The organism is Kribbella sp. NPDC000426, from assembly GCF_040300265.1.
Classification (GTDB): domain Bacteria; phylum Actinomycetota; class Actinomycetes; order Propionibacteriales; family Kribbellaceae; genus Kribbella.
Window position 1 is genome coordinate 214,405 of sequence record NZ_JBEPDK010000011.1, and the last position, 12,006, is coordinate 226,410.

Below are 12,006 nucleotides of genomic sequence, written 5' to 3' on the forward strand. Positions count from 1 at the left end.
CACGGCTACAGCTCCCGCTTCAGGATCTTGCCGGCGGCCGTGATCGGCAGCTCCGCGCGGATCTCGATCGAGCGCGGATACTTGTACGGCGCCATCCGCGCCTTCACGTGGTCGATCAACTCCTGGGCGCTGGTCTCGTACCCGGGGTGCAGCGCCACGAACGCCTTGACCTCCTGACCGAGACGCTCGTCCGGTACGCCGACCACGGCTGCCTGCGCGACCGCGGGATGGGTGTACATCACGTCCTCGACCTCACGCGGGTAGACGTTGTACCCGCCCCGGATGATCAGCTCCTTCTTCCGGTCGACGATGAAGAAGTAGCCGTCCTCGTCCACATAACCCAGGTCCCCGGTGTGGAACCAGCCGCGGGTGAACGCCTTGGCCGACGCCTCGGGATCGTTGCGGTATCCGCGCATCACGTTCACGCCGCGGACCATCAGCTCGCCGATGTTGCCCGCGCCCGGCGGGAGCACGCCGCCGTCGTCGTCCCAGATCTGCACCTGGACACCCCAGATGGGCCGTCCGACGCTGTAGACCCGGCGATCGTCGGCGCTGATGTTGAACGTGGTGGTGGAGGCGGTCTCGGACAGCCCGTAGCCCTCCAGGATGACGATCCCGAAGCGCCGTTCGAAGTTGTCGATCACCGTCGCCGGGATCGGCGCCCCGCCGGAGACGCCGACCCGCAGCGACGACAGGTCGTACCGGTCGAGGTCAGGGTGGGCGAGCAGCGCGACGTACATCGTCGGCACGCCTTCGAAGACCGTGACCCGGTCGCGCTGGATGGTCGCCAGCACGGTCCCTGGATCGAAGCGGGGTACGAGCGTCATCGTCGCCGCGAACCGGACGCAGACGTCGAGGATGCTCGAGAGCGCGAAGACGTGGAACAACGGCAGTACGACGAGGATGACGTCGTCGTCCTCGACCCCGAACAGCCGGCCGGGAGTGTCCGCGTTCATGAACAGCTGGAAGTGCGTCAGCTCCGCGCCCTTCGGGCGACCCGTGGTCCCCGAGGTGTAGACGATCACGGCGGTGTCGCCGGGGTCGGACTGATACATCTCTGCCGCGCTCACCGTCTCGGTGAGCAGCTGCTCGAAGGGAGTGCCTGCTGCCGGTCGGGGAAGCCCGGGAGCTGTCACCGTCACCAGGTCGGCGACTCCGGCTTGGCTTGCGCCCTTCGCGGCTTCCTCGGCCACGCCGGCCCAGGTGATCAGCATCCGCGCTTGCGCGTCGCGGAGGATGTATGCGACCTCGTCGGCTTTGTAGAGAACGTTCATCGGCACCGTGATCGCGCCGGCCTTCAGCAGGCCGAAGTACGCGATGACGAACTGCGGCAGGTTGGGCAACTGGAGGCCGACAGCGTCCCCGGCGCGGATGCCCCGGGCGCGGAGTCCGGCGGCGAACCGGTCGGAGGCCGCGTCGAGCTCGGCGTACGTCAGCCGGTACTCGCCGCTGATCACGGCGGTCTTGCCGGCATGGGTGCGTGCTGATTCATGCAAGATGGTGGCGAGATTGAAACTCATGGAAGCCTCTCCTGTGCCTGCTCCGGACGGCGCCAGGTGCTGACGTCGGCCGAAGTGATGGCGGCTGCGACGTCCTGGGCCCAGGCGCCGATGCGGTCCCAGTCGCGGGAGTCCCCGCCGAGTTCGGTCGCGGCCATCCGGCGGGCGAGGAAGCCCTTGGCGGTCTCGGGGTCGAGCCGGCCGGCGAATGTCGTCGCGGGGCCGGCGCCGATGCGATCGGCCAGTTGCCGAACTTTGCGCGGCATCGCCTGCGGCTGATCGGCGTGGGGTCCGACGGGACCGCTGTGGAACAGCCACACCTGCCGGTCGTGCAGGGCGTCGGCGTGCTTGCTGAGGAAGCGAACGGCCTCGGAGCGCCAGCGGCCGGCGTAGATCGCGCTGCCCACCACGACGGCGTCGTACTCGTCGACCGATCGGACCTGCTTCACCTCGCAGACCTCCACGACGTGCCCGTGCTGCCGGATCTCGCCACCGATGCCCTCGGCGATCTCGGCCGTCGCACCCATCTTGCTGGCGTAAGCCACCAGTACCTTCCGGGACATCTCCGCCACCTACCTCTCGAGCGCCGGAGCGCTGGTCAGCAGCGCGGCGGCGATATCACGGGACCAGGCACGGATCTTCTGCCAGTCGCGGGAGTCGCCGACCAGGCGTTCGAGGTCCCGGTGGTGTGTGACCGCGTCGGCCTGGAGCTCGCCGGCGAGAGTCTTGACCGCGGGCGCGTGGACGAGCCGGGCCAGCCGGGCGACGTCGGGCGGGACCGGTTGATCCTGGTCCCGGGCGGCGCCGAGCGGACCGGAGTGGAAGAGCCAGACCGGCCGGGCTGTCAGCTGGCGCTCGTGCCGGCGGAGGAAACGGACCGCCTCCGGCATCCAGCGGCGCTGATAGATCGCGCTGCCCAGCACGACGGCGTCGTACGGCGTGACCGCTTGGACCGCGCCGAGTTCATGGACGTCGACGTCGCAGCCGGCGTCGCGGAGTTCCGAGCCGATGGCGGCCGCGATACTGGCGGTCGAGCCCATCTTGGTGGCGTAGGCGACGAGAACCTTGACGGTCATCATGCCTCCTTCGGTCGAGGAGAGCAGCTTGATGACATGCTCTTGTTCTCATCGTCGCCACGGCCCGTGGCCGGTCGCAGAGTCGTCGGACCCGGTTGGTCAGGGTCGTGCGGCCCCGGTCAGCGGGGGCTGTCCCAGCCCCGGCGCGGGGTGTGCGTGCCGGGGTGCGGGTCGCGGGAGCGGTAGACGATGTAGGGGCGGGTGAGGTAGCCGAGCGGGGCGCTGAAGACGTGGACCAGGCGGGTGAAGGGCCACAGGGCGAACAGGGTGATGGCTAACAGGCCGTGGAGCTGGAAGGTGAGGGGCGCTTCGGCCATCAGGTCGGGGTGGAGGTCGAAGCGGAAGATGCCGCGGAACCAGATCGAGACGCCTTCGCGGTAGTCGTAGTGGCCGACGAGGTTCGCGATCACGGTGTTCGCGAGGCCGAGCAGGATGACGGCGGCGAGGAAGACGTACATCAGTTTGTCCATCCGCGTGGTGGCGGAGAAGACCGGGCCGACCGTGCGCCGGCGGTAGATGAGGATGGTCAGGCCGGCGAGCGTACAGAAGCCGGCGATCGCGCCGATCGACACGGCCAGGAAGTGGTAGAGGCCTTCGTGGATCCCGACGGCTTCGGTCCAGCTCTTCGGTATGCCGAGGCCCATGACGTGGCCGAGGAACACCGCGAGGATGCCGAAGTGGAACAGCGGACTGCCGATCCGCAGCAGCCGGTTCTCGTAGAGCTGCGACGAGCGCGTGGTCCAGCCGAACTTGTCGTACCGGTACCGCCAGATGTGCCCGGCGACGAAGATCGTCAGGCAGATGTACGGGAACACCACCCACAGGAACTGCTTCATCGCGGCCCTCCGGGAAACGTTGGCATAGGCAACGAGGTTGGTGTCGCATACGGAGTCAGGCCGACCTCCTCCTGCGGTGGGCCTTCGGCGGCGAGTCGCGCGATCGCCTGGCGTTCGTCGCCCGCCAACGGCGGCAGGGTCGCGGTGACCGCCTGTACGGCGCCGTGCCAAGGGGACTCGGCATCCGCGAGCGCCAGGCGCAGCAGCTCGAGGCCGGCTCGATGGTCGATGAGCAGGCGCCGGCCGAGGTGCTGGTCGACGGTCGCGGCGTACTCGAGGACGACGCAGAGGTGGTCGGGCAGCTCGGACTCGTCGAGGACGAAGCCGGACCGCAGGTAGGTCTGCTTGAAGCGGAGCAGGGCGACGCCGCGGCGGCGGGTGTCGCCGTGGGCGAAGTAGGTGAGGTACAGGGTGTGTCGGCGGCGGTTGTCGAAGGTGTCGACGTACTGCGTCTGCAGGTCGGAAAGGTTGCCTGAAGCAAGCTGTGCGACGGTGTCGGCGAGTGGCTCGGCGAGGACCCGGGGGAGTGCGGGCAGGGCCGCCCGGATGACGTCAAGATGCCTGGCCAACTCTTGGTCGGGGTAGTCGAGCAGGAGCGATGCGGCCTGCCACGTGATGGTGAGCTGGTCGGCCGCCACAGTCTTCATGACCCATCACCCTTCGGTGGGAACAGGCCGTTCGGCCGGCCGTTGCCGTCCCAGTTGAGGAGGTTGACGCGGTCGGCGGTCTGGCGGTCCTTCAGTTCGCGGAAGTTCTCGACCGCGAGCGGGGTCTGTACGCCGGATCCCTCGCCGAACGGGCTCATTCCCGGTCCGCCCTCGTAGTCGAGCGAGCAGGCGAGCTCCTCGAGGTCGTGCGCCTGCTGTTGGGCTTCCGGATGCGCAGCCGGGATCACGTACCGCTCGTCGTACTTGGCGATGGCGAGCAGCCGGTACATCTCGTACATCTCCTCCTCGCCCATCCCGACGGCGGCGGGGATGGTGCCGTCCGGGTCGCGCCCGAGGTTGATGTCGCGCATGTACGACCGCATGGCGGCGAGCTTGCGCAGTACCCGGTCGACCGGGGCGACGTCGCCGGCGGTGAACAGCTCGGCGAGGTACTCGACCGGGATCCGCAGCGCGTCGATCGCCGCGAACAGGTTCTCCCGCTTCTCCGCGTCCTCCCCGGTCTCGCGGACGACGTCGACAACGGGGGACAGCGGCGGGATGTACCAGACCATCGGCAGCGTGCGGTACTCCGGATGCAGCGGCAGCGCGACCCGGTAGCGGTTGATCAGCGCGTAGACGGGGGAGCGCCGGGCAGCCTCGATCCAGTCGTGCGGGATCCCGGCGCGCTCGGCCGCACGCCGTACCGCCGGATCGGACGGGTCGAGGAAGACGTCGCGCTGTGCCTCGTACAGCCCGCGGTCGTCCGGGGTCGACGCGGCCGCGAGGACCTTGTCGGCGTCGTACAGCATCAGGCCGATGTAGCGCAGCCGCCCGACGCAGGTCTCGGCGCACACGGTCGGCATGCCGACCTCGACGCGCGGGAAGCAGAAGGTGCACTTCTCGGCCTTGCCGGTGCGGTGGTTGAAGTAGACCTTCTTGTACGGGCAGCCGGAGATGCACATCCGCCAGCCCCGGCAGCGGTCCTGGTCGACCAGCACGATGCCGTCCTCGGTGCGCTTGTAGATCGCGCCGCTGGGACAGGACGCGGCGCAGGACGGGTTGAGGCAGTGTTCGCAGATCCGCGGCAGGTAGAACATGAACGTCTGCTCGAACTCGAACCGGACCTTGTCGCCGACCTTCTTCAGGATCGGGTCGCGCTCCGCGGTCGCCTTCGAACCGCCGAGATCGTCGTCCCAGTTCGCCGACCACGAGATCTTCATGTCCTTGCCGGAGATCAGCGACTTCGGCCGCGCGACCGGAGTGTGCTCCTGCGCGGGGGCGTCGGTGAGGTTGGCGTAGTCGTAGGTCCAGGGCTCGTAGTAGTCGTGGATCGACGGCAGCTTCGGGTTCGAGAAGATCGTCAGCAACTTCTTCAGGCGGCCGCCCGCCTTGAGCGTGAGCCGGCCGCGCTTGTTCAGCGTCCAACCGCCCTTCCAGGTCTCCTGGTCCTCGTACGTGCGCGGGTAGCCCTGGCCGGGCCGCGTCTCGACGTTGTTGAACCAGACGTACTCCGTGCCGGTGCGATTCGTCCACGCCTGCTTGCAGGTGACCGAACAGGTGTGGCACCCGATGCACTTGTCGAGGTTCATCACCATCGCCATCTGCGCCATGACCTGCATCAGTAGGTCACCTCCTGCGAGCGGCGCCGGATGACCGTGACTTCGTCGCGCTGGTTCCCGGTCGGCCCGAGATAGTTGAACGCGAAGGACAGTTGGGCATAGCCGCCGATCAGATGTGACGGCTTGATCAGCAGCCGGGTCAGCGAGTTGTGGATCCCCCCACGCTTCTTCGAAGTCTCCGACAGCGGTACGTCGATGAGCCGGTCCTGCGCGTGATGCATGTACACCGTGCCCTCGGGCATCCGGTGGGACACGATCGCCCGGGCGACGACGACCCCGTTGCGGTTGACGGCCTCGATCCAGTCGTTGTCCGCGATCCCTGCCCTGGCGGCGTCCTTGTCGCTCATCCAGATCGTCTGCCCGCCCCGGCTGAGCGACAGCATGAACAGGTTGTCCTGGTACTCCGAGTGGATCGACCACTTGTTGTGCGGTGTCAGGTAGCGAACCGTCAGTCCGTGCTCGGTCATCGATCCGATCTCCGGCTCCGCGAACAAGGCGCCCATGTCGAGCGGTGGCCGGTAGACGGGCAGGTTCTCGCCGAGTTCAGCCATCCAGTCGTGGTCGAGGAAGAAGTGCTGCCGGCCGGTGAGGGTGTGCCAGGGTTTCAGCCGCTCGACGTTGATCGTGAACGGCGAGTACCGGCGGCCGCCGGACTCCGAGCCGGACCATTCCGGCGAGGTGATGACCGGGACCGGCGCGGCCTGGGTGTCGGCGAACGTGATCTGTTTGCCTTCGTGCTCGGCGGCCAGGTCGTGCAGTGGTTTGCCGACGCGGGCCTCGAGCGTCTTGAAGCCTTCGGTCGCGAGCCGGCCGTTCGTCGTACCGGAGAGGGCGAGGATCGCCTCGCAGGCGTGGATGTCGCGTTTCAGGGAGGGACGGCCGTCGACGGTGCCGTTCTTGGCGCGGAGGTAGTCGACCGACGCGGTCTCGTCGTACGTGACGCCCTTGGTGGTCGCGCCGAGTTTCTCCATCAGCGGGCCGAGCGCGGACATCTTCGCGGCGACGGCCGGATAGTCGCGTTCGACCTCGACGAGCTTGGGCATCGTGAGGCCCGGGACCGGCTCGCACTCGCCGGTCTTCCAGTCCCGGACGGCGCCGTGCGGGGTGGCGAGCTCGTCCGGGGTGTCGTGCAGCAGCGGTACGGCGACCACGTCGCGGCGCGTGCCGAGATGGGTCGCGGCGAGCGCGCTGAACTTCTCCGCGATGGTCTGCCAGGCGTCCCAGTCGGTCCGGGTCTGCCAGGGCGGGGCGATCGCCGGGTTGAACGAGTGCACGAACGGATGCATGTCGGTGGTGTTGAGGTCGTGCTTCTCGTACCACGTTGCCGCGGGCAACACGACGTCGGAGAACAGCGTCGTACTCGTCTGCCGGAAGTCCAGTGTGAGCAGCAGGTCCAGCTTTCCGCGCGGGGCCTCGTCGTGCCATTCCACGTCCTGCGGACGGACGCCTTCGCTCGCCCGGAGCGAGGAGCCGGCGCCGAGCAGATGCTCGAGGAAGTACTCGTTGCCCTTGGCCGAGGAACCGAGCAGGTTCGCCCGCCAGATCGACAGGATGCGCGGGAAGTTCTCCGGTGCGTCCGGATCCTCGCAGGCGAACCGGAGATTGCCTGCTTTCAGATTGTTGACAATATGCTCGGCGACCGGCACGCTCGCCGCGGCGGCCTCATCGGCCAGCTCGTGCGGGTTGCGGTTGAAGGTCGGGTACGACGGCATCCAGCCGAGCCGGGCGCTCATCGCGATCAGGTCGGCGGTGGTCCTGCCGGTCATGCTTCCGGGCCCCGTGGTGAAGGTGTCCGCGCCGAACTGGTCGTAGCGGAACTGGTCCGTGTGCAGGTACCAGTACGCGGTCTGGATCATCTGTCGCGGCGGCCGTGACCAGTCCAGCCCGAAGGCGAGCTGTGCCCAGCCGGTGATCGGGCGGCACTTCTCCTGTCCGACATAGTGCGCCCAGCCGCCGCCGTTGACGCCCTGGCAGCCGGTGAGTGTCGTGAGGGCGAGGAAAGCGCGGTAGATCGTGTCCGAGTGGAACCAGTGGTTGGTCCCGGCACCCATGACGATCATCGACCGGCCGTTCGAGTCCTCGGCGTTCTGCGCGAACTCCCGCGCGATCCGCGCCGCCGCTGCTGCCTGCACGCCGGTGATGCGCTCCTGCCAAGCAGGCGTGTACGGCGACAGGTCGTCGTACGACGTCGGCCACTCGCCGGGCAGGCCGGGGCGGGAGACGCCGTACTGCGCGAGCATGAGGTCGTACACGGTGGTGACGAGGTGGCCGCCGACGCGCCGGGTCGGAACGCCGCGCAGCAGGTCGTCGCTGGAGTCAGTGTCGAAGCGCGGAAGCTTGACGGGCACACTGTCCTCGCCGAGCAGGGTGAGGAGTGGATCAGTGCCGCCGAGATCCAGGTTCCAGGTGCCCTTGCCGGACTCACCGAAGCGATGGCCGAGGGAGCCGTTCGGGACGACGGGCTCGCCGGTGGTCGCGTCGAGGACGACCGTCTTGAACGCTGCGTTCTCCTCGGCCCGGCCGAGGTCCGCCGCGGTGAGGAACTTGCCGGGCCGATAGGCGCCGTCGGTTGCGTCAATGGCGTCGAGTCGAATCAGGTAGGGGAGGTCGGTGTAGGTCTTTGCGTAGCGGGTGAAGTACGGCGTCTCGCGATCGACGAAGAACTCCTTGAGAATGACGTGCCCCATCGCCATCGCGAGCGCGCCGTCGGTACCAGGTGCCGCAGGCAACCATTCGTCCGCGAACTTCACGTTGTCCGCATAATCCGGCGCGACCGCGACCACCTTCTGGCCGCGGTACCGGGCCTCGGCCATCCAGTGCGCGTCCGGCGTCCGGGTGACGGGCAGGTTCGAGCCCCACATGATCAGGTAGCCGGCGTCCCACCAGTCGCCGGACTCGGGTACGTCGGTCTGGTCGCCGAAGACCTGCGGCGACGCGACCGGCAGATCGGCGTACCAGTCGTAGAACGACAGCATCGTGCCGCCGATCAGCGACGTGAACCGGGCACCGGACGCGTGCGAGACCATAGACATCGCCGGGATCGGCGAGAACCCGGCGATCCGGTCGGGTCCCCACTTCTTCAGCGTGTGCACGTAGGCGGCGGCGACGAGCTCGGTGGCCTCGTCCCAGGTCGCCCGGACGAGTCCGCCTTTGCCGCGGGCGGACTTGTACCGCTTCGCCAGGTCAGGGTCGTCGACGATGTGCGCCCACGCGTCGACCGGATCGCCGTACTCCGCCTTGGCCTTGCGATACAGATCGAGCAGGACGCCGCGGATGTAGGGGTAGCGGATCCGGGTGGGGGAGTAGGTGTACCAGGAGAACGCAGCACCGCGCGGGCAGCCGCGGGGCTCGTACTCCGGCTTGTCCGGCCCGACCGACGGGTAATCGGTCTGCTGCGTCTCCCAGGTGATGATGCCGTCCTTGACGTACACCTTCCACGAGCACGACCCGGTGCAGTTCACCCCGTGCGTCGAGCGGACCACCTTGTCGTGACTCCAGCGATCCCGGTAGAAGTCGTCGGCGCCACGGCCGCCCTGCTTGGTGATCGTCCGCAGGTCGTCGGAGATCTTGCCTTTGGTGAAGTAGCGCCGGGTTCGAACCAGACTTTCGGTCAGCTCGTTGTCCAGACTCATGCGAGTCCCTCGCTGGTCGTTGTGCTCTGTCCCTGGGTGTTCGGTTGGGCGGTCCTTCTCACGATCGTCAGCGTCAGAAGCAGCGTCAAGGCCGCGGTGACCGACAGCAACGTCAGACCGATGCCGTACGACTGCGTGCGGCCGTAGACGTAGCCCATGATCAGCGGCGGCACGAAACCGCCGAGACCGCCGGCCGCACCGACCAGGCCGGTCACGCCGCCGACGCGGGCCGGGTCGGTCACCTTCGCGACCAGCGCGAACGTGGCGCCGCTGCCGCCGCCGAGCGCCGCGGCCATCGCCAGGAACGCGATCGTGCCGACGTGTTCGAGCAGCGGAGTGGTCGCCGCGACCGCGGCGCCGGCGGTGACGACCGCGTAGCAGCCGGCCAGCACCGGGATCGGGCCGAACCTGTCCGACAGCCAGCCGCCGACCGGCCGCATCACCACCGCGACCACGACGAAGCCCGCCATCCGGTTGGCGGCGTCGGCGGCGCTGAGGTCGTAGGCGGTCTTGAGGTACGACGGCAGGTAGACCGAGAACGCGACGTACCCGCCGAAGGCGACCGCGTAGAGGATGCAGGCCTGCCAGCTGATCGGCAGCTTGGCGTTCGCGACCAGTCGCTCGAGGAACCCTCCTTGCGCCGGGCGGCGGCCGGGCGCGTCGCGCAGTACGAACCAGGCGAGTACGGCGTACACCGCGAGGGCGATCGCGGTGATCAGGAACGGGGCCTGGTGGCCGGCGTTGCTGTACAGCTTCACGGTCGTCAGCGCGCTGATCGCCGTACCGCCCATGCCGGCACCGAAGATGCCGATCGCCAGGCCGCGACGCTCGGGCGGGAACCAGGCGTTCACGAACGGTACGCCGACCGCGAACGCGGTGCCGCCGATGCCGAGGAAGAAGCCGCCGACCAGCAGCGCGCCGTACGAGTCGAGCGCGAACAGGTCGATGAACAGGATCGGCACGATCGTCGCCGCGGAGACCAGCGGGAACATCAGCCGGCCGCCGTACCGGTCGGTCAGCGCGCCGATCGGGATCCGGCCGAGCGAGCCGACCAGGACCGGTACGGCGACTAGCAGCGCGACATCGGACTCCGTCAGCCGGCCGAGCGTGCCCTGGGTGCGGAACAGCGGTCCCAACGGGCTGAGCAACGCCCAGGCCCAGAAGTTCACCGCGAACCCCGCGGTCGCCACGGCAAGCATCAGCCACGGCGATCGGTGCGCCGTCCCGCCGGCGTTGGTCTCTGTCATCGTCAGCCCCTTCGTCACCAGACGCCCGGACTTCCAGAGTCGTCCCGGCAGATCCCCTGGTCGAGGGCCAACGGTCCCGTCGACACGCGCCGAAGGACCCCTCGGCAGGCCGGTGCGGGACCCACCCTGCCGAGGACCTCTGTCTACCGGAATCGGGGCGGACGGCTGTGGTCCGGCTCACAGTCCGCGACAGAGACTCGAACCAATCGAATGGAGGCTGTGATGAGCACGGTGGAGCGGTTGGACGAGGCAGTGCGGTTGACCGGCGTGTCGGCGTACGGCGTGCGGTTCACGGATCTGGTCGTGCGGTACGGCGAGGTTGTCGTCCTGGCCGGTCCGAACGGATCCGGCAAGAGCACGATCAGCCGGGTGGTCGTCGGTGAGCTGACCTCCGCGGGATCGGTGCAGGTGCTGGGCGCGGATCCGGTCGCGGCTGACCTGAAGGGGCGGATCGGGTACCTGGTCAAGGACCTCGAGACGATGGGTTCGCTGACATCGCGCGACGTGCTGGACATCTGCGCCGCGGTCCGTGGCTGCGATACGACGTACGCGCACCAGCTGGCCGATCGCCTGGGCCTGGATCTGGACCGCCCGATGGCCACGCTGTGCCGGGGCCAGCTGCGCCGGCTGGGCATCGTCCAGGCGCTCATGCACCGGCCGGAGCTCGTCGTGATGGACGACCCGATGACCGAGCTGGACGACGAGGCTCGCAGTGTCGTACCGGCGCTTCTCCACGAGGCAGCCGCCCGCGGCGCCGCCGTACTGATCACCGCACAGTCCGAATCCGACGCCGAGCACTGCGCGGACCGGATCGTGCCGTTGACGAGCATTGTTCCAGGCGGACTAGAAGCTCAGCAGGCATACGACGGTCAGCGTCACGAAAGCTGCGACAACGGCGATCGCGATCACCCGGATCGCGATCCGCGCCGGACGGCTCCACCACGGGGCCTTCTCGATGTCCGGTCCGGGCTTGTGAACAGTCATCTGGCACTCCTCAGTCATCCGGCATTCCGCTGTCACCGGCGAGAGGCGCCGGCCGTCCCCGGGCGACGGATGGACGAGCACGGTCCGCGGGGAGGGGACCCGCCGCGTCGTGTCTCGCCTGGCGCCCCTCGCCTGCTTTCAGTGCATCTCGATCCACCGGCTCCGCCCAGGGGCGAAGGTCACCGGTCGGTGGATCCATCTGTCGGCTGCTGATCCTCCGCGGCTGAAGACTTCTTCGGCGTCTCGCTGCGACGGCACTCCTTGTAGAGCTCGATGCCGAGATGCCGCAGCATCGCCTGCTCGGGGTTGGCCGAACCGCTCGAGCGGCGGCCGGACGCAGTACGTTGCGCGTCTCGCTGGGCGCGGTCCTTCTCGAGGTCGCTCATGGCCGACTCCTTTCTCACACTTCCAGCACACGTCGGTCCTCGGCGGACCGACAGGGCAGAAGTTCCCCCGCCACGTGGAC

The 12,006-nt window shown here is 68.4% G+C and carries 10 protein-coding genes; 1 reads left to right on the forward strand and 9 read right to left on the reverse strand.

The genetic code is table 11. The features are described 5' to 3' along the window. Positions 1 to 5: 5 nt before the first annotated feature. The 8 genes from ABT313_RS42015 to ABT313_RS42050 all read right to left on the reverse strand — a co-directional run bounded on the left by ABT313_RS42015 (position 6) and on the right by ABT313_RS42050 (position 10,556). Positions 6 to 1,520 (reverse strand): long-chain-fatty-acid--CoA ligase, encoded by a 1,515-nt coding sequence (locus tag ABT313_RS42015; protein WP_350866241.1) that lies wholly within the window; start codon positions 1,518 to 1,520, stop codon positions 6 to 8. Beyond that, positions 1,517 to 2,062: a flavodoxin domain-containing protein gene (locus ABT313_RS42020; RefSeq protein ID WP_350866243.1), complete on the reverse strand. Its 546-nt coding sequence runs from the start codon at positions 2,060 to 2,062 to the stop codon at positions 1,517 to 1,519. The genes ABT313_RS42015 and ABT313_RS42020 overlap by 4 nt, the downstream gene beginning before the upstream one ends. 9 nt (positions 2,063 to 2,071) lie before the next feature. After that, a complete protein-coding gene (locus ABT313_RS42025; protein WP_350866245.1) occupies positions 2,072 to 2,575 on the reverse strand; it encodes a flavodoxin domain-containing protein in 504 nt (167 codons plus the stop codon). A gap of 119 nt (positions 2,576 to 2,694) precedes the next feature. Next, positions 2,695 to 3,411, reverse strand: coding sequence for a respiratory nitrate reductase subunit gamma (narI, locus tag ABT313_RS42030; protein WP_350866247.1), 717 nt, complete (start codon positions 3,409 to 3,411; stop codon positions 2,695 to 2,697). Continuing rightward, on the reverse strand, positions 3,408 to 4,058 hold the full coding sequence (gene narJ / locus ABT313_RS42035) for a nitrate reductase molybdenum cofactor assembly chaperone (protein WP_350866249.1): 651 nt from the start codon (positions 4,056 to 4,058) through the stop codon (positions 3,408 to 3,410). Before narJ ends, narI begins: the two co-directional genes overlap by 4 nt. Continuing rightward, positions 4,055 to 5,677, reverse strand: a complete 1,623-nt coding sequence (gene narH / locus ABT313_RS42040; RefSeq protein ID WP_350866250.1) for a nitrate reductase subunit beta — start codon at positions 5,675 to 5,677, stop codon at positions 4,055 to 4,057. Before narH ends, narJ begins: the two co-directional genes overlap by 4 nt. Beyond that, on the reverse strand, positions 5,677 to 9,309 hold the full coding sequence (locus ABT313_RS42045; RefSeq protein WP_350866252.1) for a nitrate reductase subunit alpha: 3,633 nt from the start codon (positions 9,307 to 9,309) through the stop codon (positions 5,677 to 5,679). Before ABT313_RS42045 ends, narH begins: the two co-directional genes overlap by 1 nt. Further along, entirely contained in the window at positions 9,306 to 10,556 is a 1,251-nt protein-coding gene (locus ABT313_RS42050; protein WP_350866254.1) for an MFS transporter, read from the reverse strand. Before ABT313_RS42050 ends, ABT313_RS42045 begins: the two co-directional genes overlap by 4 nt. A gap of 222 nt (positions 10,557 to 10,778) precedes the next feature. Here ABT313_RS42050 and ABT313_RS42055 point away from each other — a divergent pair, with 222 nt between their 5' ends. Next, complete coding sequence (locus ABT313_RS42055) at positions 10,779 to 11,753, forward strand: ATP-binding cassette domain-containing protein (protein WP_350866255.1); 975 nt, start codon at positions 10,779 to 10,781, stop codon at positions 11,751 to 11,753. On the opposite strand, the gene ABT313_RS42060 is transcribed toward ABT313_RS42055, so the two are convergent. Next, positions 11,720 to 11,926 (reverse strand): hypothetical protein, encoded by a 207-nt coding sequence (locus ABT313_RS42060; RefSeq protein ID WP_350866257.1) that lies wholly within the window; start codon positions 11,924 to 11,926, stop codon positions 11,720 to 11,722. The genes ABT313_RS42055 and ABT313_RS42060 overlap by 34 nt on opposite strands. Between the last annotated feature and the right edge of the window lie 80 nt (positions 11,927 to 12,006).

Coding starts and splice junctions, on each gene's coding strand:
- ABT313_RS42045 (WP_350866252.1), bottom strand. CDS start 9,309: ATGAGTCTGGACAACGAGCTGACCGAAAGTCTGGTTCGAACCCGGCGC.
- narI (WP_350866247.1), bottom strand. CDS start 3,411: ATGAAGCAGTTCCTGTGGGTGGTGTTCCCGTACATCTGCCTGACGATC.
- ABT313_RS42025 (WP_350866245.1), bottom strand. CDS start 2,575: ATGACCGTCAAGGTTCTCGTCGCCTACGCCACCAAGATGGGCTCGACC.
- ABT313_RS42020 (WP_350866243.1), bottom strand. CDS start 2,062: ATGTCCCGGAAGGTACTGGTGGCTTACGCCAGCAAGATGGGTGCGACG.
- ABT313_RS42015 (WP_350866241.1), bottom strand. CDS start 1,520: ATGAGTTTCAATCTCGCCACCATCTTGCATGAATCAGCACGCACCCAT.
- ABT313_RS42050 (WP_350866254.1), bottom strand. CDS start 10,556: ATGACAGAGACCAACGCCGGCGGGACGGCGCACCGATCGCCGTGGCTG.
- narH (WP_350866250.1), bottom strand. CDS start 5,677: ATGCAGGTCATGGCGCAGATGGCGATGGTGATGAACCTCGACAAGTGC.
- ABT313_RS42060 (WP_350866257.1), bottom strand. CDS start 11,926: ATGAGCGACCTCGAGAAGGACCGCGCCCAGCGAGACGCGCAACGTACT.
- narJ (WP_350866249.1), bottom strand. CDS start 4,058: ATGAAGACTGTGGCGGCCGACCAGCTCACCATCACGTGGCAGGCCGCA.
- ABT313_RS42055 (WP_350866255.1), top strand. CDS start 10,779: ATGAGCACGGTGGAGCGGTTGGACGAGGCAGTGCGGTTGACCGGCGTG.